The 21701-nt window shown below is 75.1% G+C and carries 20 protein-coding genes; 4 read left to right on the top strand and 16 right to left on the bottom strand.

From position 1 onward, the window contains the following. Positions 1-149 precede the first annotated feature (149 nt). From ACZ55U_RS03640 to ACZ55U_RS03585, 12 genes are all read right to left on the bottom strand, one after another. Positions 150-950: a metal-dependent hydrolase gene (locus ACZ55U_RS03640; RefSeq protein WP_465522009.1), complete on the bottom strand. Its 801-nt coding sequence runs from the start codon at positions 948-950 to the stop codon at positions 150-152. Between the two features lie 166 nt (positions 951-1116). Beyond that, positions 1117-1938 carry a lipase family protein gene (locus tag ACZ55U_RS03635; RefSeq protein ID WP_465522007.1) on the bottom strand — a complete coding sequence of 274 codons (822 nt, stop codon included), beginning with the start codon at positions 1936-1938 and terminating at the stop codon, positions 1117-1119. Positions 1939-2048: 110 nt separating this feature from the next. Continuing rightward, positions 2049-2705, bottom strand: a complete 657-nt coding sequence (locus ACZ55U_RS03630) for a LuxR C-terminal-related transcriptional regulator (RefSeq protein WP_465522005.1) — start codon at positions 2703-2705, stop codon at positions 2049-2051. Beyond that, positions 2669-3985, bottom strand: a complete 1317-nt coding sequence (locus ACZ55U_RS03625; RefSeq protein WP_465522003.1) for a sensor histidine kinase — start codon at positions 3983-3985, stop codon at positions 2669-2671. The genes ACZ55U_RS03630 and ACZ55U_RS03625 overlap by 37 nt, the downstream gene beginning before the upstream one ends. Next, positions 3982-5904 carry a hypothetical protein gene (locus ACZ55U_RS03620; RefSeq protein WP_465522001.1) on the bottom strand — a complete coding sequence of 641 codons (1923 nt, stop codon included), beginning with the start codon at positions 5902-5904 and terminating at the stop codon, positions 3982-3984. The genes ACZ55U_RS03625 and ACZ55U_RS03620 overlap by 4 nt, the downstream gene beginning before the upstream one ends. Then, on the bottom strand, positions 5889-6674 hold the full coding sequence (locus tag ACZ55U_RS03615) for an ABC transporter ATP-binding protein (RefSeq protein WP_465521999.1): 786 nt from the start codon (positions 6672-6674) through the stop codon (positions 5889-5891). Before ACZ55U_RS03615 ends, ACZ55U_RS03620 begins: the two co-directional genes overlap by 16 nt. A 130-nt stretch (positions 6675-6804) precedes the next feature. Next, positions 6805-7452, bottom strand: a complete 648-nt coding sequence (locus ACZ55U_RS03610) for a restriction endonuclease (RefSeq protein WP_465521997.1) — start codon at positions 7450-7452, stop codon at positions 6805-6807. Positions 7453-7623: 171 nt separating this feature from the next. After that, entirely contained in the window at positions 7624-9327 is a 1704-nt protein-coding gene (locus tag ACZ55U_RS03605; protein WP_465521995.1) for a multicopper oxidase family protein, read from the bottom strand. A 96-nt stretch (positions 9328-9423) separates the two neighbouring features. Then, entirely contained in the window at positions 9424-10605 is a 1182-nt protein-coding gene (locus ACZ55U_RS03600; protein WP_465521993.1) for an ABC transporter ATP-binding protein, read from the bottom strand. A gap of 49 nt (positions 10606-10654) precedes the next feature. Further along, positions 10655-11488 carry a carbohydrate ABC transporter permease gene (locus ACZ55U_RS03595; protein ID WP_465521991.1) on the bottom strand — a complete coding sequence of 278 codons (834 nt, stop codon included), beginning with the start codon at positions 11486-11488 and terminating at the stop codon, positions 10655-10657. Then, the gene (locus ACZ55U_RS03590) at positions 11485-12417 is read right to left on the bottom strand and encodes a carbohydrate ABC transporter permease (protein ID WP_465521989.1); all 933 of its coding nucleotides are present in this window, start codon (positions 12415-12417) and stop codon (positions 11485-11487) included. Before ACZ55U_RS03590 ends, ACZ55U_RS03595 begins: the two co-directional genes overlap by 4 nt. Continuing rightward, positions 12414-13691, bottom strand: a complete 1278-nt coding sequence (locus ACZ55U_RS03585; RefSeq protein WP_465521987.1) for an ABC transporter substrate-binding protein — start codon at positions 13689-13691, stop codon at positions 12414-12416. The genes ACZ55U_RS03590 and ACZ55U_RS03585 overlap by 4 nt, the downstream gene beginning before the upstream one ends. 285 nt (positions 13692-13976) lie before the next feature. Here ACZ55U_RS03585 and ACZ55U_RS03580 point away from each other — a divergent pair, with 285 nt between their 5' ends. After that, positions 13977-14825 carry a universal stress protein gene (locus ACZ55U_RS03580; RefSeq protein WP_465521985.1) on the top strand — a complete coding sequence of 283 codons (849 nt, stop codon included), beginning with the start codon at positions 13977-13979 and terminating at the stop codon, positions 14823-14825. Between the two features lie 49 nt (positions 14826-14874). Next, positions 14875-15438 carry a YbaK/EbsC family protein gene (locus ACZ55U_RS03575; RefSeq protein WP_465521983.1) on the top strand — a complete coding sequence of 188 codons (564 nt, stop codon included), beginning with the start codon at positions 14875-14877 and terminating at the stop codon, positions 15436-15438. A gap of 29 nt (positions 15439-15467) precedes the next feature. Here ACZ55U_RS03575 and ACZ55U_RS03570 read toward each other — a convergent pair whose 3' ends face one another. The 3 genes from ACZ55U_RS03570 to ACZ55U_RS03560 are packed head-to-tail and all read right to left on the bottom strand — an operon-like array spanning position 15468 to position 18501. Beyond that, positions 15468-16298 (bottom strand): ABC transporter ATP-binding protein, encoded by an 831-nt coding sequence (locus ACZ55U_RS03570; protein ID WP_465521981.1) that lies wholly within the window; start codon positions 16296-16298, stop codon positions 15468-15470. Next, on the bottom strand, positions 16295-17494 hold the full coding sequence (locus ACZ55U_RS03565) for a FecCD family ABC transporter permease (RefSeq protein WP_465521979.1): 1200 nt from the start codon (positions 17492-17494) through the stop codon (positions 16295-16297). Before ACZ55U_RS03565 ends, ACZ55U_RS03570 begins: the two co-directional genes overlap by 4 nt. 8 nt (positions 17495-17502) lie before the next feature. Beyond that, positions 17503-18501, bottom strand: coding sequence for a FecCD family ABC transporter permease (locus ACZ55U_RS03560; RefSeq protein WP_465521977.1), 999 nt, complete (start codon positions 18499-18501; stop codon positions 17503-17505). Positions 18502-18591: 90 nt separating this feature from the next. On the opposite strand from ACZ55U_RS03560, the gene ACZ55U_RS03555 reads away from it, so the two are divergent. Then, positions 18592-19554, top strand: a complete 963-nt coding sequence (locus tag ACZ55U_RS03555) for an ABC transporter substrate-binding protein (RefSeq protein WP_465521975.1) — start codon at positions 18592-18594, stop codon at positions 19552-19554. A gap of 315 nt (positions 19555-19869) precedes the next feature. Here the strand turns inward: ACZ55U_RS03555 and ACZ55U_RS03550 are convergent, their stop codons facing one another. Beyond that, positions 19870-20493, bottom strand: coding sequence for a response regulator transcription factor (locus tag ACZ55U_RS03550; RefSeq protein ID WP_465521973.1), 624 nt, complete (start codon positions 20491-20493; stop codon positions 19870-19872). A gap of 355 nt (positions 20494-20848) precedes the next feature. On the opposite strand from ACZ55U_RS03550, the gene ACZ55U_RS03545 reads away from it, so the two are divergent. Continuing rightward, positions 20849-21619 (top strand): DUF4232 domain-containing protein, encoded by a 771-nt coding sequence (locus ACZ55U_RS03545; protein ID WP_465521971.1) that lies wholly within the window; start codon positions 20849-20851, stop codon positions 21617-21619. Positions 21620-21701 lie beyond the last annotated feature (82 nt).

Genomic DNA, 21701 nt, shown 5'->3' with positions numbered 1-21701 from the left:
AACCACACCCCATTGAATATGTGTGTCACCCGCCCCTTGCGGCCCGGGAACCACCCCTCCAGGCTTCCCCCTCCCCCCTCCCCCCCCCCCCCCCCCCCCCCCCCCCCCCCTCCGCGCCCGGCCGGTCGCTCCCCCGGGCGGCGGTCGCCTCAGCTGCTGCCGAAGAACCCGAGCGCCCCGGCCGCGCAGACGCCGCCGACGCCCATGAAGACCGGGGTCAGCACCTTGATCTCCACCCAGCTGCCGGCCCGGAACCGCATGCCCTTCGGCGGCCCGACCGGGTACCAGCGCCTGCGCCCGACCGGTATCGGCCACAGCACCGGGCAGCCCGAGACGGTCAGCGCGTCGCCCAGGCAGTGCACCAGCGCGCCGAGCGCGATCGGCAGCCCGATCCACAGGTACTCCTGACCGGGCTCCTCGAACAGCCACTGCGAGCCGTTGCCGGGCTTGTCGAGGACCTCGGCGAGCATCCAGGCGCTGGCGGCCCCCAGCAGCCACACCAGGACGTCGCTGGAGACCCGGGCGTGGCGCCACAGCAGCCCCTCGATCGCCAGCACCATGTGCACGAACAGCACCACCAGCACGCCCCAGCGGCCCCCGTACCCGGCCACCGCCGCGGCGCCCGCCCCGCACAGCACCGCCCAGAGCCAGGTGTGGGTCAGCGTCCGGTGGCCGCCCGAGCGGCGCGGGTCGCCCTTGCCCCGGGTGGCCTTGTAGACGGCGTACGAGAGGTTGTCGATCACCTCGCAGAGCGCCCGGGACACCGGCCCGAACGCCCTGGATATCGTCGCCGCCTTGTGGTCCAGGTCCGGCGCCAGCGCCGCCCCCGCGCAGATCAGCGCGCCCGCGAGCAGGACCGGCCAGGGCATCGGCTCCCCCAGCCCGGCCGCAGCCGCCCCCACCCCGAGCCACGCGGCCGCGCCCGACAGCGAATGCGCCGGTCCCATCATGTCCGTACACCACCGATCCTCATCAGCTACGCCCTCTCCCTGAGGACCTGACATCACGGCAGCCTATCCGTCCATGATCACCGGGCGGGTTCCCCGCACGCGACGGCGCGCCCGGCCGGACCCGGCGGACCGGGGCCGGCGGCGGGCGCGCCCGAAGCCGCGGCGGTCAGGCCAGGCTCTTCTCCAGCGCGGCCAGGTAACTGCGCATCAGGTGGTCGCGGATGCCCTCGCCGTCCGGCGAGAACGCCGCGGCGCCCAGGCCCTTGGCCCGGTCGGTCAGCCCGGCGACCAGCCCCGTCCTCTCCTGGATCCGGCCCGCGTCGTCGATGTGGCGCAGCGCCTGGACGTGGGTGAAGGCGGGCTCCGGGGGCAGCTCGGGCACGATGTCGTTGCCGTGGACGAAGCGGAAGGTGCGCCCCTTCAGCCCCTTGTCGTACGCGGCGGCGAGCAGCCGGTCACAGGTCCGGGGCTGGCCGAAGGTGTAGACGCCGTCGGCGGCCAGGCGCGGGTCCTCCAGGTCGAGCCGGGCGGCGACCAGCATGGCCAGGGCCCCGCCGAGGCTGTGGCCGGTGAACCACACCGTCTGGTTGTCGGTCCGCAGGTCGGAGATGGCCTTGGCGACGCCCGGGTGGATCGATTCGAGCGCCTCGGCGAAGCCGTAGTGCACGAAGCCCGTGCGGGCGGGCCCCGGCCAGGGCGGGGTGGTGGCGTCGGTGAGCCAGTCGCGGATCTGCGCGGGCTCGGTGCCCCGGAAGGCGGTGACGATCATGTGGTCACCGGCCATGGTGTAGGCCTGGGTGTCCTGGAGGGGGAACGGCGGGGTGAAGCGCGTCTGGTGGTGGCGCACGGTGCCGAACCCCCAGGCGTGCGCCTGCTCCTCGATGGTGGCCTCGTCCTTGTAGGCGAGATCGGAGGCCTTGGCCAGCCAGTAGGCGTGCGGAAGGCTGTAGCCGGTGACGTGCTGGTCGAAGGTGGTGGGTACGGCCACGGGAGCGCTCCTGTCGGGTCGTCGGTCGGCCCGGCGGGCCCACCCCCGCACCCGCCGGCGGTGGCCCATCGTAGCGGCGCGGTGACCGGGGGTGATGGCACCCCGCCCGCTCAGCCCGCGCGGGTGCCGTCGAGGTAGGCGAGCACCGCGAGCACCCGGCGGTTGTCGTCGTCGGACGCCCCCAGGCCGAGCTTGGCGAAGATGCTGGAGGTGTGCTTGCTGACGGCCCCCTCGCTGAAGTGCAGCCGCTGGGCGATCGCCGCGTTGGAGCGGCCCTCGGCCATCATCGCGAGGACCTCGCGCTCCCTCGGGGTGAGCAGGGCGAGCGGCTCGTCGTAGGCGTTGCGGGCGAGCAGCCGGGCGATGACCTGGGGGTCCATCACGGTGCCGCCGGCGGCCACGGTGTGGACGGCGTCGACGAACTGGTCGGCCTTGGCGACGCGGTCCTTGAGCAGGTAGCCGACGCCGCCGGTGCCGTCGGCGATCAGTTCCCGGGCGTAGAGCTGTTCGACGTGCTGGGAGAGGACCAGGACGGGCAGGCCGGGCCGTTCACGGCGGGCGGCGAGCGCCACCTGGAGGCCCTCGTCGGAGTAGGTGGGCGGCAGCCGGACGTCGACCACCGCGATGTCGGGTCGGTGCTCGGCGAGTGCGGCGGCCAGCTCCGGGCCGCTCTCCACCGCGGCGACGACCTCGTGCCCGTGGGCGCCGAGCAGCAGCGAGAGGCCGTCCCTCAGCAGGACGAGGTCCTCGGCGAGGACAACACGCACGGTAGCTCCATGATCAGCCGGGTCGGACCCCCCGGGGGGCTGGTCAGCGTGAGCGTACCGTCGAACGCCGCCAGCCTGCGCCGGATGCCCCGCAGGCCGCTGCCCCGGGCGGGGTCGGCGCCGCCCCGGCCGTCGTCGGTGACTTCGGCGCGCAGCAGTCCGGCGGCGTGGGCGAGGTGCACGGTGGCGTGCCGGGCGTCGCCGTGCCTGACGGCGTTGGTGAGCGCCTCGCTGACGGCGAAGTAGACCGCCGACTCCACCGGAGCCTCCGCCCGCCCGGCCAGGTCGGCTCGGACCTCGACCTCCAGCGGGACGTCCAGCGCCAGCGCCCGCACGCCTTCGGCGAGGCCGCGTTCGGCGAGCACCGGCGGGTGGATGCCGCGCACCAGGTCGCGCAGTTCCTGGAGGGCCTGGGTGACGTTCTCCTGGGCGTCCGTCACCACCCGCTTCGCCTGCTGCGGGTCGCGGTCGATCAGCGCCGCGACGGCGCCGAGGCGCAGGCTCACGGCGACCAGCCGGGCCTGCGCGCCGTCGTGCAGGTCCCGTTCGATCCGGCGCAGTTCGGCGGCCTGGGCCTCGGTGGCGTCCAGCCGGATCTCGGTGAGCTGCTCGACCCGCCGGGCCAGCCGGGCGCGTTCGGTGGGGCCGAGCAGGAGGCGGGTCCACCGGCCGTGCAGGCGCAGCGCGGGCCGGGCGAGGGCGAGGCCGCCCGCCGCCAGGGCCAGGCCGAGCGGCGGGGCGAGGACGTCGCTCAGCGGGAGCAGGTCGTAGCCGGGGCCGGGCGCCGGCAGCAGGGGCTGCGCGAGCCCGTACAGGCCGTAGCCGACCAGCAGCGGGGGCGCGGCGGCGATGCCTCCGCCGACCACCGGGTCGGTGAGGGCCCACAGGATGTCGCGCCAGGTCGCCGGGTCCTTCCAGATCCAGCGGAGGTTGCGGGCCATGCTCGCGAACCGGCGGTTCCGGTGGTAGTCGTGGCCGGTCCAGAACCAGCCGTGCAGGGTGCGTTCCAGCCCGGGGCGCGGCCGGTAGGGCGACGGTACGGGCACCTGGGACCAGTGCCCGGCCACGCGGCGGGCGGCCTCGGCCGCGCGGCGGAGCAGCCGGACGGTCAGCAGGGCGAAGGGGAACAGCCCGAGCCCGCACCAGAGAACGGCGGCGAGCAGCACGAGCGCGCCCAGCGCGGCCCCGGCCGGTGTCAGCAGGGCCAGGACGGCGAGGCGCCCGAGCGCCCGGGCGGCCGGGCCCAGCGCTCGGACTCCTGCGGACTGCGGACTGCTCACGGGGTCTCCGGCTCTGAGGGGTCGACGGACGCCGCGCGGTCGACGGGCGCGGCGGACCCGGCGTGCGCCGCCCCCCGGTTCAGCCGGTGCGCCGCGACCAGCAGCCCCGCGCCGAGCAGGACGAACCCGCCCGCCGCCGGCGCCCGCCAGTCCGGGGGAAGGTACATGGCCGCGAACCAGCTCCGGTTGTCCGGCAGGAGGAACGCCATCGTCATCGCCACCGCGCCCTGCGGGGCGACGCCCAGTATCCCCGCGGTGGTCAGCAGTCCGACCGCCGCGGCGCGGCCGCCCGACAGCCGGTCCGGGTCGTCCCGCTCCGCCGGGGGCCGCCGGGCGCCCTTGCGCAGTGCGTCGAGCAGTTCCGGCCCGCTGGTCTCCAGCCGTCGCCGGGCGGCCCGGCCGAGCCACCACGCGGACAGCAGGCCGGTGCCGAGGCCCACCACCGCCCCGGCCCAGCGCAGCGGCGCGCTGGGCAGCAGGGTGCCGGCCAGGACGACGCCGACGGCGGGCAGGGCGGCGAGCAGTTGGAGCAGCAGGACGGCCAGGCCCTGCATCCGGCCCTGGTCGGCGCTCTCGTCGCCGAGGGCGTCCAGCGGGTTGCCGCCGGGCAGGTCGGGGGCGGGCGCCGGGCCGAGCAGGGACGTCAGCGGCACCAGTCCGGCGCCGGCGCCGAGGACGGCGGGCAGGGCGGCGAGCAGCCACGGCCAGGCCCGCCCGGGCGGGACGGCGGCGCTCGCGGCCAGGGTGAGCAGCAGCGCGGCCGGGCCCACGACGATCAGCCAGGCCAGCTGCCGGGCCCGGACGTCGACCCGTTCGGCGCCGGGTACGACCAGGGTCAGCCAGAGCGCTCCGGCGTCCAGGCCGTACAGGTTGGCGCCCAGCGAGCCGGCGAACAGCGCGGTGACCACGCCGGTCCACGGCACCAGGGCGTCGAAGCCGCCGAGCAGCGGGAGCAGGCCGGTGGACACGCCGGTCCACAGCGCGGCCCGCAGGGCGCGGGCCCGGCGCGGGTCGCGCGCCCACAGGCGCAGTTCCTTGCCGAGGACGGCGCCGGTGGGGGTGTCGGGGAGCGCCCTCAACGGGACGGCCCGCGGACGGGCGGCCAGCCGTCCGACGGCCGCCGTGCGACCCCCGGCGGCCGTGCCGCGCGCCGACTGCCGGGCCAGCAGGGCGGCCCAGACGTCGAACAGCAGGAAGCAGAGGGCGAGCAGTCCGCCGAGGCAGGCCGCCACCAGCGCCCAGTCCCCGCGCCGGGCGGCGTCCACCGCGACCACCGACCAGCCCGAGGGCAGCAGCCGTACGGCGGTGCCCACGCCGCCCGCCCACTCGCCGGTGAGCAGCCGCACGAAGAAGCCGATCGCGAACCAGCCGGTGTTGAGGAAGCCGATGACCAGGCCGAGCAGCAGCGCGGCCAGCTCCCGGCCGAGCCGCGCGCGGGCCGCGCCGCCGAGGATCCGCAGGGTGAGCTTGGACAGCACCACCACGAACAGCAGGTGCAGCAGCAGCGCGGGGACGGCGACCAGGGCGGGCAGCGGCCCCAGCCCCGCGCCGAAGACGAGCAGCACGGTGAAGGCGACCAGGCTGACCAGCGGGGTGACGCCGACGAAGGAGGCGCCGAGCATTCCGAGCGCGAGGGCGCGCGGGCGCCACGGCACCAGGGTGAAGTAGTCGAGCCGCAGGGTCGGGTCCCCGCCGGTGACGGTCGGTCCGAGCGCCCAGCCGGCCGTCCAGACCAGCAGTACGGCGGCGATCACGCCGGTCCCGGCCTCGGGGGTGGGGAAGTCCGCCAGGCCCAGCAGCGCGGTGCCGACGGCCGCGAGGAGGCCGGTGACCGCCCCGAGGACCAGGCTCGCGGCCCGGGGGCCGGACATCGACCGCCGCAGGACGGCCAGTTTCATCCCGGTCAGGACGCCAACCACGACAGCCCCTCCGCTCCCCCGGTCCCTGCCCCGACCAGCTCGACGAAGGCCTCCTCCAGGCCGCGTCCGGCGCGGACCTCGTCCACCGGTCCGGCCGCCAGGACCCGGCCCGCGGCGATCACCCCGACGTGGTCGCAGAACCGTTCGACCAGGGCCATCACGTGGCTGGACAGCACCAGCGAGCCGCCGGAGGCGACGAAGCGCCGCAGGATGACCCGGATGGTCGCGGCGGACAGCGGGTCGACGGCCTCGAAGGGCTCGTCCAGGACCAGCAGCCGGGGGGCGTGCAACAGGGCGGTGGCCAGGCCGATCTTCTTGCGCATCCCCGTGGAGTAGTCGATGACGGGGGTGCGCTCGGCCCCGTCGAGTTCCAGCACGGCGAGCAGTTCCTCGGCCCGGGCGTCCGCGGTGGCGGCCGGCAGACCGCGCAACCGGCCCAGGTAGTGGAGCAGTTCGCGCCCGGTCAGCCGCTCGGGCAGCATCATGCCGTCGGGCAGCACCCCGACCAGCGCCTTGGCCCGCACCGGGTCGCTCCACACGTCCGCCCCGAGGATCTCGGAGCTCCCGGCGTCCGGCCGCAGCAGCCCGACGGCCATCGACAGCGCGGTGGTCTTCCCCGCGCCGTTGGGCCCCACCAGCCCGTAGCAGGACCCACGCGGGACCACCAGGTCCACCCCGTCCACCGCGGTGTGCGACCCGAACCGCTTGCGCAGCCCCGACAGCCGCAGCGCCGGGGCCTCCCGTCCCGTCCCCGCCGTACTTCCCGGCACCTCGTCCTCCCCGCGTCGTCACGGCCGCCCGGCGACGGGCGGCTCGTGATCAACGCTAGGAACGGCGGGACACCGGCGGAATCCACCTGCGCCCCCGGCGGGGGTGGGTCCAGACCCACCCCCCTTGGCGTCAGGCCCAGGGCGGCTTGCCCCGCCCGTCCGCCCACAGGGCGAGCGCGCGCCGGTCGACGGTGCGGATGCCGACCCGGGAGCAGAACGCGGCGGCGGCCTTGGTGAAGGAACTGGTCGTCACCACGGCGGCCAGGTCGCAGCGGTGTATGTCGCGGTAGGTCCCGTTGACCGTCTGGACGTCCCGGGAGCCGACGAAGGTCCGCGGCCCGTACCGCTTCGCCTGGATGAGGATCCGCTGCCCGGTGGGGGTGGTGGCCAGCACGTCCGCCGCGAGGTCGCCGGAGCCGCCGACCACCGTCACCGCCGTGCAGCCGTCCCGGCGGCACAGGTCCGCCAGCGCGTGCTCGAAGGCCTTCGGGGTCATCGCCAGGAACGGGCCGATGTGCCGCAGTCCGGCGGTCCGCGCGTCCAGCTCCCGCTGCCTGGTCCGCACCCGGGCGCGCCGCACGGCGACCCCGGCCCCCGCGCCAAGGGCCAGCAACGCGCCGACCAGCAGCAGGTGGTGGGCCATCCACTGGAGCGCCAGCAGGACCAGGGCGAGCGCGACCAGTGCGGCCACGCCCACCGCCGCCGGATGGCGCCTGGCCGCCCGGCGCACCAGACGGACGGCGATCGGCCGGCGTCGCCGGACGGGCCTGCGGGTCACAGCACTCCCCCTCGCACCACGGTGTCCGGACGAGCCTAGGGCCGGCCGCCTCCCGTGCGCCTGCGATCCACCGAACTCCACCTGCCGGGTTGCCGAGTTGACCGGATACCGGCGGCCGACGGCCGAACCCCGCGGGCCTTCCCTGCCGCCCGTCCCGCCTGCTCAGCCCGCTCAGCCCCGCCGGCCCGGGCGACCAGGGCGGCCCGGGCGGCCGTGGTGTCCCGAGCCGGGCGAACCGGCCTTCGGCCGTCGCGGCTCGACGTAGTCGATCAGCTGCATCATCCCGAGGTCCTCGTGCTGGAGCTGGTGGCAGTGCAGCACGGTGCGGCCGGTGAAGTCCTCGTACTTGACCAGGAAGGTGAAGGTGTCGCCCGGCCTCCCGCCCGCCAGGCTGATGGTGTCGTGCCACACCGGGGGGTCGAGCCGCTCGCCGTTGCGGTGGGTGACGAGGAAGTGGTTGGTGTGCAGGTGGAAGGAGTGGTGGAAGACCGGCCGGTCGTCGTCGGTGTGGACGGTCCAGCGTTCGACGGCGTCGAGTTCCAGGGTGTGGTTGACGTAGTCCGGGTCGAACAGGCCGTAGGCGGGGTCACTGGTGAGGTCGCCGTCGGGGTCGGCCGCGGGGGTCGGGTTGCTGCCGAGGATGCGGTAGGCGTTGGGGAACGGCCTGGGGAAGACGCCCGCGTCGACGTGGAACACCACCCTGCGGTCGTCGTCCGGGTCGGCGACGTCGTCCTCGTCGAGGAACGGCTTGCCCTGCGGCAGCGCCTCCGGCAGCCGCATCGGCGGCTGGACGGCCTCCCCCGAGACCCGGACCGTCATCAGCGGGGCGGACACGCCCTCGGCCCGCAGCTCGTACGTCCCGGGGTCGCCGCCCAGCACCAGCACGTCGGCGCGGTTGCCGGGGGCCATGACCAGCGTCGTGGCGGCGACCGGCGCGGGGAAGGTGATGCCGTCCTGGGCGATCTGGTACAGCGTCAGCTCGCCGTCGCCGTCCGTCACCTGGAGCGCGAGCGTGGTGAACGCGAGGGCCGCCACCAACCGCCAGCGCTGGACCTCGCCCGGACGCAGCACCAGGGTGGGGTTGACCTCGCCGTTGACGGTGAAGGTCGGCGCGACGGCGGCCAGCGCGTCGCCGGAGGTGAACGCGGGGACCTCCCCGTCCTTGAGCCGGAGTTCGTTGACGCACACGACCAGGTCGGCGGCGGCCGCGATCTCCGGCACCTCGTCGACGTCGCCCTCGACGATGATGACCCCGGCCATCCCCCCGGCGATCTGCACGGCGGTGGAGCCGTGCACGTGGGGGTGGTACCAGTAGGTCCCGGCCGGGTGGCCGTCCGGGATCTCGACGGTGGTCAGGTACTCCGGCTCCGGGGCGCCGGCCTCGACCTCGTCGGCGGTGCGCGGCCGGAACTCGCGCAGGATGTTGTCCGCGTTCCCGGACGGGGAGACGTGCAGGCCGTGGGTGTGCAGGTTGAAGGTGTTCAGGTGGTGCGGGCGGTTGTGGCTCCCGCGGTGGGGGCGGTCGGGCGGCAGGCCGTTGATCTGCCTCAGCCGCAGGACGTCCCCGGCGCGCACCCGCAGGGTCGGCCCGGGGACGGTCCCGTTGTAGGTGCGCGTGGTGGCCGTCCCGTAGCCGGGGATGTCGGTGTCCGTGAACCGCACGTCAAGCGTCTGTTCGAGCACCGCCCGCGGTCTCCCGCCGGCCGTCTGCGCCGCCCCGGCGGGTGCCTGCGGGCGCCGTACGGCCGGCTGCGGGAAGGAGGCCGCGGCCGCCGCCGAGGGGAGGACGAGGATGCCGTCGGCGGTGGCCGCGAGGGCGGCCGTGGGGAGGGCCTTGAGCAGGGCCCGACGACTGATTCCGACATTTTCTCTCATAGCCGGGCAATGTAGGTCGATTCGCACACCTCCCCGGTCAGGCACACCGCGTGCCCGCCGGGGGTTGGGCCTTCCGTGCGCGGGGCCGGTGCCCGGCTACGCGTGCTCCGGGTGCGTCAGGTTCGCCCCGGTGCGCGGGTCGAACACGTGGATGCGCGCGGTGTCCACCCACAGCTCCAGCGGCCCGCCCTCGGCGGCCCGGGTGGCCGGGTCCAGCCGGGCGACCACCCGGTGCCCCTGCATCCCGGTGTCGGCCCGGCCCGAGTCGGCGGCCAGTTCCACCAGTTCGTCGGTGAGCGCCGGCCCGCCCTCCTCGGTGAAGTGGACGTAGACGTCCGAGCCCACCGACTCCCGGACCTCGACGGTCACCGTGACGGTGACCCCGCCGGCGTGGCCCTCGGCCAGGGCGGCGTCCTCGAAGTCCTCGGGGCGGATGCCGACGATCAGCTCGCGCGGCGCGTCCGCGCGCTCCAGGGCCCGCCGGGTGCGGTCGTCCAGCGGCAGGCCGCCCAGCGAGGTGCGCAGCGCGCCCTCCTCCAGCACGGCGCCGAGGAAGTTCATCCCCGGCGAGCCGATGAACCCGGCGACGAAGAGGTTCACCGGTTCGTCGTACAGGTGCTGCGGGGAGCCGACCTGCTGGACGACGCCCGAGCGCATCACCACCACCCGGTCGCCGAGCGTCATCGCCTCCACCTGGTCGTGGGTCACGTAGACGGTGGTGGTGCCCAGGCGCCGTTGCAGGGCGGCGATCTGGGTGCGCATCTGCACCCGGAGCTTGGCGTCCAGGTTGGACAGCGGCTCGTCCATCAGGAAGGCCTTGGGGTCGCGGACGATCGCCCGGCCCATCGCCACCCGCTGGCGCTGCCCGCCGGAGAGGTTGGCGGGCTTGCGGTCGAGGTGCCGGGTGAGGTCCAGGATGCGGGCGGCCTCCTCGACCTTCTCCGCGATGACCCGTCCGTCCACCTTGGCCAGGCGCAGCGCGAAGCCCATGTTGTCGCGCACGCTCATGTGCGGGTACAGGGCGTAGCTCTGGAAGACCATCGCGATGTCCCGGTCCTTGGGCGCCCGGTCGTTGACCACCTCCCCGGCGATCCGCAAGGTGCCCTCGGTGATGTCCTCCAGCCCGGCGATCATGTTGAGCGTGGTGGACTTGCCGCAGCCGGAGGGGCCGACCAGGATCACGAACTCGCCGTCGGCGATGGTGAGGTCGACGTCGCGCACGGCGAGGGCGCCGTCCGGGTAGCGCTTGGTGATGCCGTCGAGGACGATCTCGGCCACGATCCGCCTTCCTGGCCCGCCGGGTGGGGCGGGCTCGACCTTCGGGGACTCAACCCTTGACTGCGCCGGCGGTGAGCCCGGCGACGATGCGGCGCTGGAACAGCAGCACGAAGACCACGATCGGGATGGTGATGATCACCGCGGCGGCCGCGATCGAACCGGTCGGCTGCTCGAACTGAGAGCTGCCGGTGAAGAAGGCGATGGCGGCGGGCACGGTCCGGGCCGAGGTGGTGGAGGTCAGCGAGATGGCGAACAGGAAGTCGTTCCAGCAGAAGATGAAGACCAGGATGCCGGTGGTGAACACGCCGGGTGCCGCCAGCGGGGCGATGACCAGCCGGAACGCCTGCCACGGGGTGGCGCCGTCCACCTTGGCGGCCTTCTCCAGGTCCCAGGGGATCTCCCGGAAGAACGCCGAGAGCGTGTAGATCGCCAGCGGCAGCGAGAAGGTCATGTACGGGATGATCAGCCCGGGCCAGGTGTCGAACAGGCCGAGCGCCCGCTCGATGTCGAACAGCGGCGAGACCAGCGAGATCGGCGGGAACATCGCGATCAGCAGGGACACCCCGATCAGCAGCCGCTTGCCGGGGAAGCGCAGCCGGGCCACCGCGTACGCGGCCATGGTGCCGAGCACGACGGCGACGGTGGTGGCGATCACCGCGATGCCGATCGAGTTCACCAGCGCGCGGGTGAACTCCGAGGTCTGGAAGATGCCGCGGTAGTTGGCCAGGGTCCAGCGGCGGGGCACGAAGGCGCCGTCGGAGAGCGTGCTCGGGTCCTTGAAGGAGAGCGCCACGATCCACCACACCGGGAAGAGCGCGTAGAGCACCACCACCAGGTTGGCGACGCCCCAGCCGGTGAGCGTCCGGGCGGAGCGGCCGCTCATCGCCGCTCCGGTTCCGCGCCCGGCGTCGCCGCGCCGAACAGCTTGACGAAGACCAGGGCGATCAGCGCCACGCAGACGAAGATCAGCACCGAGATGGCCGAGCCGATGCCCAGGTTGAGCGCGGTGAACAGGTTGTCGTAGCCGAGGATCGACACCGAGCCGGTGCCGTTGGAGCCGCCGGTCAGCACGTACACGTTGTCGAAGATCCGGAACGCGTCCAGGGTCCGGAACAGCAGCGCGACCAGGATCGCCGGCTTCATCAGCGGCAGGACGACCAGCCGCAGCCGCTGCCCGAAGCTCGCGCCGTCCACCATCGCCGCCCGGACGGTCTCCTCGGGCACCAGCGCCAGGCCCGCGAGCAGCAGCAGCGCCATGAACGGGGTGGTCTTCCACACCTCCGCGAGGATGATCAGGGCGATGGCCGGCCACTGCTCGGTGAGCGGCGCGCTGCCCTGCGGCAGCAGGGCGGCCAGGTAGCCGGTGCCCGGAGTCCACGCGTACTGCCAGGAGTAGGCGGCGACCACGGTGACGATCCCGTACGGCACCAGGACCGCGGTGCGCACGGTGCCGCGGCCGAAGACCGCGCGGTGCATCACCAGCGCGAGCGCCAGGCCGAGCACCAGCTCGACGGTCACCGACACCGCGGTGACCAGCGCCGTGACGCCGAGCGCCCGCCACCAGAACGGCGAGGTCAGCACCGCGCCGTAGTTGGCGAGCCCGACCCAGTGCGCCTGGCCGGGGAAGCGCAGGTCGTAGCGCTGGAGGGAGAGGTACACCGCGTAGCCGATCGGGTAGGCGGTGACCGCGAGCATCACGATCACCGCGGGCGCGCACAGCAGCAGGCCCAGCCGGCGCTCCTGGCGGACGCCGCGCGACGGCTCGGCGGGCCTCGGTAGGGCCGCGGCGGCGGCCTCGGTGGACGGTGTCACGGGATCAGCCCCTTCGAGCCGAGGGCCGCCTGGATCTGCCCGCGGAGGTCGGCCACGTCCTGCTCCGGGCGGATCCCGGCGGGCGGGGAGAGGGTGTGCGAGACGGCGATCGAGACGTTCTGGTAGGCCGGGGTCAGCGGCCGCACGTTCGCCGAGTCGAGCGCGGCCAGCACGTCGGCGGCGAACGGGTAGCTGGAGACGAGCTCCGGCGTGGTGTACAGGCCGCGCAGCGAGGGCGGGAGGCCGCCCTTGAGCGCGTTGGTGAGCTGGTTGTCCCGGTCGCGCAGGCAGAGGGTGGCCTCGGCGGCGAGGTCGGGGTGCCGGCTGTAGGCGCCCACCGCGAGGTCGATCCCGCCGATGGTCACGGTCGCGGGCCGGCCCTCCGTCACCGCGGGGTACGGGGCCCAGCGGAAGTGCGGGAACAGGTCGGGCCGGTTGGCCTTCATCGAGGGGTAGACGAAGGGGTAGTTGAGTTCGAAGGCGGCCGTGCCGGACTCCATCGCCAGCCGGTTCTGGTCCTCCATCTGGTTCGCCTGCGACGGGTCGGCGGCCACCGAGTCCGCCAGGTCGCGCATCACGGCGGCGGCGGTGACGGCGGGCGCCCCGAGCGAGGGCGCCTGGGCGTCGGGGGTGAGGATCGAGCCGCCCGCGCTGGTCACCAGCGTGTTGAACCAGACCGTCAGCCCCTCGTACTGGGCGCCCTGGATCTCCACCAGGTGCGGCCTGCCCTCGTCCGCCAGGCGCTTCGCCTCGGCGAGCATCTGCGCCCAGGTCGCGGGCGGGGTGGGCACCAGGTCGTCGCGGTACCAGAGCAGCTGGGTGTTGGAGTTGTAGGGCACCGCGTACAGCCGGCCCCGCCAGGTCGCGGTGCGCACCGCCGCGTCCAGGGTGTCGGCGGTGGCCCGCTCGGCCATCGTCCCGGTCCACTCGCGGATCCACCCCGCCTCGGCGAACTCGGCGGGCCAGGTGACGTCCAGGCCCAGGATGTCCACCCCGGCGTCGTGCGCCGCCATCCGGCGCACCAGCTGCTGGCGCTGGCCGTCCGCGCCGCGCGGCAGCTTGTTGTAGCGGATCGTGTAGCGCCCGCCGGACAGCTGCCCGCAACGGTCGGCGGCCTGCTGGAGGGCGCCCGAGTCGTCCGGGAAGTTGTACCAGTCCAGGACGGTCGGGCCGGCGCCGCCGCCACCCCCGCAGCCCGTCAGGGCGGAGGCGAGCACGGACAGCCCGGCGGCGGCGCTCGCCCACCGCGAGCGGAATCGGAGGACCCTCGGCATCGTTCTCCCGGGCTCGGACGGGCCGTCCGGCCGACCCTAGGCCGTGCCCGGCCCGGCGCCCCGCCTCGCCCCGGGCGTGCCGCGCCGCCGACCAGCCGGACGGCCGAACCCGGGGCGTCCGTCACCCCCGGTGACCAGGGGCGGCTCCGGGAGGCGGCGGCCCGGGACGGCGCGGATACTGGGCCCTGTCCGGCCGATCCTGCCCGGCCCGCGACGCCGGACAGGCCCCGGGGCCGCACCCGGCACTCCGGCTGCCGGGGCCGCACCGCACCCGAGGAGCACGCCGTGACCGGACCCGTCGTCGTCGGATTCGACGGCTCACCCGAGAGCCTGGCCGCCGCCGCGTGGGCCGCCCGCGAGGCGCAGCGCCGGGGCCTGCGCCTGGACGTCCTCCAGGCCTGGCCCCGGCCCAAGCACCTCCCGCCCGGGACCGAGTCCGGCGACCGCCCCGTACTCGCCCGGCTCGCCGAACGCGAGGGGGAGTTGCGCGCGCTGGCGCCGCAGGTCGCGGTCTCCGCCTCGTCCGTGGCCGCCGATCCCGTCGAGGCCCTGGAGGCCGCCGCGCACGACGCCGCCGTCCTGGTGCTCGGCTCGCGCGGGCTGGGCACGGTGCGCGGCTTCCTGGTCGGCTCGGTCAGCCAGGAGGTGCTGCGCCGGGCGGCCTGCCCGGTGGTGCTGGTCCGGTCCGACGGGGACGAGCCGGACGGCCCGGTGACCGTCGGCCTGGACCTGGCGCACCCGGCGGACGCCGTGCTGGACTTCGCCTTCGAGGCCGCCGCGCTGCGCTCGGCGCCGCTGCGCGTCATCCACGTCTGGTCCCCGCCGGCCGGCAGCGAGTACATGGCCTACGGCGCGATCGGCGGCCTGGAGCCGGAGGTCTCCGCCGTCGAGCGGTCCGGGCTCGCCGAGGCGCTGGAGCCGTGGCGGGAGCGGCACCCCGAGGTGGCGGTGACCACCGACCTGATCCGCGGCAAGGCCTCCGTCGACCTGGTGGACGCCGCGGCGGCGGCCCGGCTGCTGGTCGTCGGCCGCCGGCTGCGGCGGATGCCGCTGCGCCACCACCACCTGGGGCCGGTGGCGCACGCCGCGATCCACCACGTGCACTGCCCGGTCGCGGTCGTCCCGTACGGCTGACCGGGCCGGGCCCCGGAGAGGACCCGGCGGCGCGCTACAGTCCGGTGCCATGACCGAATCCGTACGCCCGCCCTTCGGGAACTTCACCACCACCGCCCCGGCCCTGGAGGTCTGCGCGGACCTCGTCACGCCGGTCGCCGAAGCCCTGAAGAACTGGGACGCGCCCGGTGCCGCCGCCTCGGTGCTCTACGTGGACAGCGACCCGCAGCACGCGGACACCGCGGTGTTCTGCGAGGCCTACGACGTGCCGCTGGAGGCCTCCGCGAACTGCGTGGTGGTCGCCGCCAAGCGCGCCGGGGAGGTCACCCTGGCCGGGTGCCTGGCCCTGGCCACCACGCGGGTGGACGTGAACAAGGTGGTGCGCACCCACCTGGGGGCGCGCAAGGCCTCCTTCGCGCCGATGGACACCGCGGTCGAGCTGACCGGCATGGAGTACGGCGGCATCACCCCCGTCGGCCTGCCCGGCGGCTGGCCGCTGCTGATCGACGAGGCGGTGGCCGCGGCCCCGTACCTGCTGGTCGGCAGCGGCCGGCGCCGCGGCAAGCTGATCCTGCCGGGGTGGGCGCTGGCGGCGCTGCCGGGTGCCCGGGTGCTGCCGGGCCTCGCGGGCTGAGCCGGCCCGGTTGGCTCGGGCGCCCGCGCTCAGCGTTCCCGGGGAGTCAGGCCGACCGGGCAGACCACCGGGGTGCCGTGCACCGGGTCGGTGAGGATCGCGCTCTCCACCCCGTACAGCTCGCGCACCAGCTCGGGGGTGACGATGTCGCGCGGGGCGCCCTGGGCGGCCACCTTCCCGTCCCGCATGGCCACCATGTGGTCGGCGTAGCGGCAGGCGGTGGTGAGGTCGTGCAGGACGAGGACGACGGTGCGGCCGCGCTCGGTCAGGCCGCGCACCATCTCCAGCACCTCCAGGGCGTGGCCCATGTCCAGCGCCGAGGTGGGTTCGTCCAGCATCAGGATGTCGGTGTCCTGGGCGACGGCCATCGCGATCCAGGCGCGCTGGCGCTGGCCGCCGGAGAGGGTGTCCAGCGGGCGGTCGGCCAGGTCGTGGAGGTCGGCGGCGGTGAGCGCGTGCTCGACCGCCTCGGCGTCGGCGGCGGACCACTGCCGCAGCAGGCCCTGGTGGGGCTGGCGGCCGTAGCGGACCAGGTCACGGACGGTCAGCCCGTCGGGGGCGGTGGCGGACTGCGGCAGCAGGCCGATGATCCGGGCGATCGCCCGGGTGGACAGCGAGGTCAGCGGCTTGCCGTCGAGCAGCACGGCGCCGGAGCGCGGGGCGATCGTCCGGGCCAGGCCGCCGAGCAGGGTGGACTTGCCGCAGCCGTTGGGGCCGACGATGACGGTGACCTGCCGCTGCGGCAGTTCGAGGTCCAGCTCGCGGACGACGACGGTGCGGTCGTGGCCGAGGCTGAGCGCGCTGGTCGCCAGCCGGGGGGCCGGCGCGTCGGCGGCGGCGGTCGCGGTGCGGGCGGTCATGCGGTCCTCCGGGGACGGGTGGTGAGCAGCAGCCAGAGCAGGTACGGGCCGCCCACGACGGCGGTGACCAGGCCGGCCGGCACCTCGATCGGCGACAGGGCGGTGCGGCCGATCAGGTCGGCGAGCAGGGTGAAGGCGGCTCCGGCGGCGGCCGAGGTGAGCACCGGCACGCAGCGCGGTCCGGCGATCCGGCGAGCGGCCTCGGGAGCGGCGAGCGCGATCATGCCGAGCGGTCCGGCGACGGCGACGGCCAGTCCCGCGCAGACCACGGCGACCGCCAGCACGCCGATCCGCAGGCCGCGCACCCGCACGCCCAGCCCGGTGGCGACGGCGTCGGAGAAGCGCAGCAGCGACAGCCGGCGGCCGAGCAGCACGGCGGCGGGCAGGCAGAGCAGCAGCCCGAGTTCGAGGTGGCCGACGGTGTCGGCGTCCCGGCTGTTGAGGGTGCCGACCGTCCAGCCGTACGCGGCGTTGGCGGCGTCGATGGCGGCGCGGGAGAGCATCAGGTTGGTCACCGCGCCGAAGACCGCGCCGATGCCGAGGCCGACCACCAGGAAGCGGTAGCCGTTGCGGCCGGCTCCGCCGCCGAGGGCGAAGGCGAGCGAGGCGGCGGTGGCGGCGCCCACCAGGGCGGCGGCGGAGGGCAGCAGCTGGGTGGCGACGCCGGTGACGGAGGCGACGGCGAAGGCGGTGGCGCCCTCGTTGAAGCCGACTGTGTCCGGGGTGGCCAGCCGGTTCTGGGCGAGGGTCTGCATCAGGCAGCCCGCGACGCCGAGGGCGGCGCCGACGGCCAGCGCGGCCTCGGCGCGGGGCAGCCGCAGCTTCTCCACCAGCAGGACGTCGCGCGCGGTGCCGTCGCCGAAGGCGGCCCGCAGGGCGGTCACCGGGTCGAGGTTCGTCTCCCCGACGGCCAGGCAGACGGCGGTGACCGCGACGAGGGCGAGCAGCAGCACCGCGCAGCCGATCAGCGGCCGGACGGGGACAAGCACGGAGCGGCCGCCCAGGGCGAGCAGCCTGGTGCCGGGCGGGACGGATCGGGGCGGCGCGGGCTGTCGCGGGGCGGGCTTCCGCGCGTCCGACGTTCGCGCGTCCGACGTTCGCGGCGCGGCCGAGGCGGTGTCAGGGGCCGAGGCGGTGTCAGGGGTCGCGGCGGCGTCCACCGCGGCGTTCACGGGGGTGTTCGGGGGGTGGTTCACGGGGGCCTTCACAGCGAGGGCATCCGGTGCGAGCGGACGACGGCGACCAGGACGGGGGCACCGCACAGGGCGGTCATCACGCCGAGCGGCATCTCGTACGGGCGGGCGACCAGCCGGGAGGCCACGTCGGCGAGCAGCACGACGGCCGGCCCGAGCAGCGCGGACACCAGGAGCAGCCGGCGCAGGTCCGGGCCGACCAGGGCCCGGGCGGCGAAGGGCACCACCAGGCCGACGAAGGAGACCGGCCCGGCGATCGCCGTGGCACCGCCGACCAGCAGCGCGACGGCGGTCACCGCGAGGGCGCGGGCCCGGCGGGGCTTGTGGCCCAGGCCGGTGGCGACGTCGTCACCGAGGCTGAGCGCGGTCAGGGCCGGGCCGGAGAGCAGCGCCAGCACCAGACCGAGCAGCAGGACCGGCAGCACCGCCACCAGTTGGTCGGTGCCGCGCCCGGCCACCGAGCCGATGGTCCAGAACCGGATCTCGTCGGCGGCCCGGGCGTCGGACAGCAGCAGTACGGAGGAGCCGGCGTTCATCAGCCCGCTCAGCGCCGCGCCCGCGAGCACCAGCCGGACGGGGTCGTCGCCGGTGCCGCGCAGCCGGGCCGCGCCGAGGGCCAGCAGGCAGCCGGCGGCGGCGCCCAGCACGGCGACGTACGGGCCGACACTGGCGGCGCTGGCGCCGAGCACGAGCGCGATCACGACGGCGAAGGAGGCCCCGGTGCTGACACCGAGCAGGCCGGGCTCGGCCAGCGGGTTGCGGGCGGCGGCCTGGAGCACGGTGCCCGCCACGCCGAGGGCGAGGCCGACCGCGAGGGCCACGGCGGTGCGCGGGGCACGCAGCTGGAACACGGTGAACCGGGAGTCGGAGTCGCCGTCACCGAGCAGGGTGGCGAGCGCCCGTGACGGCCCCACGTCGCCCGCGCCGAGCAGCAGGCTCGCCAGCACGGCGGCCAGCAGTATCGCGCCGGCGGGCAGCAGTCCGCGCAGCAGGAGTGATCGGGTTGTCACACCGGGCCTCTCCATCGGGGTCTTGAGTATGGTTAGGCTAACCTCAGGAAAACGGTTCGCCCGTAAACTACCATTCCTCGGAGAACACCCATGCTTGGCACCCGCTTTACCAAGACCCTGCTCGGCGCGGCCGTCGTCGGCGCCCTCTCCCTGGGCCTGACCGCATGCGGCTCCTCGGGGTCCGACGGTTCCTCGGGTGACGCGGGCTCCTCCTCCACCACCGCCGCGAAGGGCGGCAAGCGCAGCATCGACACCGCCTTCGGCGCCGTCGAGGTCCCGGCCGAGGCCAAGCGGGTCGTCGCCCTCAACGACACCTCGCTGGACACCGCCATGTCGCTGGGCGTCACCCCGGTCGGCACCAGCTCCAGCCGCGGCGGCACCACTGCCCCGGCCTACCTGAAGGCCGACGGCATCCCGCTGGTCGCCACGGTCAAGGAGCCCAACATCGAGGCCATCCTGAAGGCCACCCCCGACCTCATCCTGGCCTCCTCGGGCATCGAGAAGTCCCAGTACGACAAGCTGTCCGCGGTGGCGCCGACCATCGTGCCCAAGGCCGGTGACTGGCGCTCGGTGCTCGCCGTCTACGGCGACGCGCTCGGCCACAAGGACGACCTGACCGCCAAGCTGGACGCCCTGGACAAGCGCGCCGCCAAGGCCGGCGAGGGCAAGAGCGGCAGCGCCGTGGTGATGCGCTGGATGCCCAACGGGCCGATCGTGATGAACACCACCAACATGCCGGGCGACCTGCTGAAGAAGGCCGGGGCCTCCACCCTGCCGATCGCCGACGGCCTGGGCGCCCAGCCGCACTCGGACCCGCTGTCCCTGGAGAACCTCAACAAGGCCGACGCGGACCGGCTGTTCGTCGCCACCCTGAACGCCGAGGGCGAGAAGGCCCTGGAGACCGCCCGCACCCAGGAGGCCTTCACCCGGCTGAAGGCCGTGGGCACCAACCAGGTCGTGGGCGTGGACGGCCAGGTCTGGAGCAGCAGCTCCGGCCCGATCGCGGCGGAGAAGGTCGTCGAGGACATCGAGAAGGCCTTCGGCGCGAAGTAGCCGATTCCGCAAGGGAATTCCCCCCCCCGAGGGATGCGAGGGCCGTCACCGGCGATCCGGTGACGGCCCTCGCGGTGCTCCCGCCGGCCGATCAGCCCCGCCGACGGGCCGCTGCGGCGCTGGGGCGCTGCGGCGCTGGGGCGCTGGGGCGCTGCGGGCGCTGCGGCCGAAGAACTCCGTTTCCGCGATGGCGACTTGGGTGGTGCCCGAGGCGCCGGAGGCGGAGCGCGGGACGAGCCGGACCTCGGTGACGCCGGGCGCCCCGCGAACTCCTCGTCCCGGCCTGGCCGTTCACCGCCGTCCCGGCGGCCCGGCTCAGATCAACCCCTCGCGCAGCGCGTACGCCACGGCGTGGGCGCGGTTGCGCAGCTGCATCCGGGTCATCACCCCCTGGAGCACGGTCTTGATGGTGCGCTCCGAGTAGGCGAGCCGGCCGGCGATCTCCGCCGTGTCGAGCCCGTCCGCGATCAGGCGCAGTACGGTCGCCTCCCGCTCCGTCACCCCGGCGAAGCCCAGGCCCTGCGGCTGGAGGACGTTGCGCTGGAGCCGGCCCACCTGGGCCAGCAGCCGGCCGAGCAGGTCGGGCGGCAGGTCGCCGTCCCCCCGGTGCGCGGCGAGGACGGCGGAGGTGAGCTTCTCCGGGCTGGTCTCGTGGCGCCACAGCACCGCGCTGGTGCCGCACTCGATGGCCCGGAGCAGCTCGTGCTCGCTCACGCCGGTCACCACCGTGACCAGGCGCAGCCCGTGGCCGCGCACGAACCGGCGGCAGCGTTCGGCGGTCGGCTCGTCGATCCGCTCCGCCACCACCACGGCCACCCCGCCGGGCCGGGTCTCCCCCTCCGAGACCAGTTCCAGGGCGGGCTGCTCCCGGATCGCCGAGGCGGTCCCCGCCGCCGAGATCCGGTCCGCCGCGTCGACCAGTACGGGCACGCGCTGCACGAGTTCACTCCTTGTTCGGCGGGTACGTCCGGGAAGCCGGGACCGCCCTCGCGGCCACCCGCGCGTCCCTGGGCGCGCGCCGGCCCGGCTGGCAGTCTCGATGACGACCGGCGGCACTGTGCCGGCCCTCCCGGTGTTCCGGTCGACATCCCCCGGACCGGAACACCGGGAGGTTCGCACGAGCCGATCAAGATCCGATCAAAGCCCTCGGCACGCCCGTTGATCGGGCGTCCACCGGCCCGGGCCCGCCCCTTTCCACCGGGCGGCTCCGGGGCCCGGCCGGTCTCACCACCTGCCGGGTCGGCGGTTCGGCCCGCCGTGTCCGTCTCGTCCGCCATCGACCTGGGGGAAACCCATGTTCACGAACCTCTCCAGCAGTCAGCCCTCCTCCCGCCGCGCCCGGCGGACCGTCCTGGCCGGCGCGGTCGGCGCCACGGCCGTCCTCGCGCTCACCGCGTGCGGGCCCGAGGGCAGCGCCGGCGCCTCGGTCGCGGTGACGGCGGCGGCCACCCAGGGCGGTGCGGCCCCGGCCGCTTCCGCCGCACCCGCCGCACCCGCCGCACCCGCCGCTAGCGCCACCGCGGCGCCGGTCCAGCCGGCCCCGACCCAGGCGGCGCCCGGCAGCGCCGCGCCGAAGCCAGGCGGCCCGGCCACGGCCGGTGGCAAGGGCGGCGCCGACGCCGCCTCCGGCACCGCTCCCGCCTGCACCCCGGACGACCTCAGGGTGTCCGCCCACGACAACACCACCGACCAGGTCAACGGCGTCGTCACCGTCCAGCTCGACTTCAAGGGCACGCACGACTGCAAGCTCTTCGGCTTCCCCGGTGTGGACCTCAAGGTCGGCGGGACGAGCATGTCCGTGCAGCGCAACGGCGACACCCCGTACGGCACGGTCCTCAAGGCCGGGAAGACGGCGGCGTTCAACATCTACTACCCCGTCAACAACTCCGGCGGTACGGGTGTCAAGGCCTCCCAGATCGTCATCACGCCCCCGAACGACACCCACCAGGTGACGGTTCCGTGGCCGGGCGGCTCGTTCGGACTCGACGACCCCGAGAAGCCGGAGAGCGGCGGCAAGGTCAAGGTCGGCCCCGTCGGCGAGGTCTCCGGCTCTCCGGCGGGCTGACCGCAGGACTCCCGCTCCGGCGGACGAGCCCCCGACACGCTCGTCCGCCGGTTCCCGGGCCCCGCTCGCCGGGTCCGGGCCC

The organism is Kitasatospora sp. NPDC034533 (assembly GCF_055575155.1).
Note: the sequence above shows the minus strand (reverse complement) of the source record. Positions and strands in the feature narration are given on the sequence as shown.

What these genes read in the sequence shown, in the direction of transcription:
- ACZ55U_RS03570 (WP_465521981.1), bottom strand. Translation starts at nt 16,298, where the DNA reads ATGACCGCCCGCACCGCGACCGCCGCCGCCGACGCGCCGGCCCCCCGG.
- ACZ55U_RS03595 (WP_465521991.1), bottom strand. Translation starts at nt 11,488, where the DNA reads ATGAGCGGCCGCTCCGCCCGGACGCTCACCGGCTGGGGCGTCGCCAAC.
- ACZ55U_RS03585 (WP_465521987.1), bottom strand. Translation starts at nt 13,691, where the DNA reads ATGCCGAGGGTCCTCCGATTCCGCTCGCGGTGGGCGAGCGCCGCCGCC.
- ACZ55U_RS03605 (WP_465521995.1), bottom strand. Translation starts at nt 9,327, where the DNA reads ATGAGAGAAAATGTCGGAATCAGTCGTCGGGCCCTGCTCAAGGCCCTC.
- ACZ55U_RS03640 (WP_465522009.1), bottom strand. Translation starts at nt 950, where the DNA reads ATGATGGGACCGGCGCATTCGCTGTCGGGCGCGGCCGCGTGGCTCGGG.
- ACZ55U_RS03545 (WP_465521971.1), top strand. Translation starts at nt 20,849, where the DNA reads ATGTTCACGAACCTCTCCAGCAGTCAGCCCTCCTCCCGCCGCGCCCGG.
- ACZ55U_RS03575 (WP_465521983.1), top strand. Translation starts at nt 14,875, where the DNA reads ATGACCGAATCCGTACGCCCGCCCTTCGGGAACTTCACCACCACCGCC.
- ACZ55U_RS03555 (WP_465521975.1), top strand. Translation starts at nt 18,592, where the DNA reads ATGCTTGGCACCCGCTTTACCAAGACCCTGCTCGGCGCGGCCGTCGTC.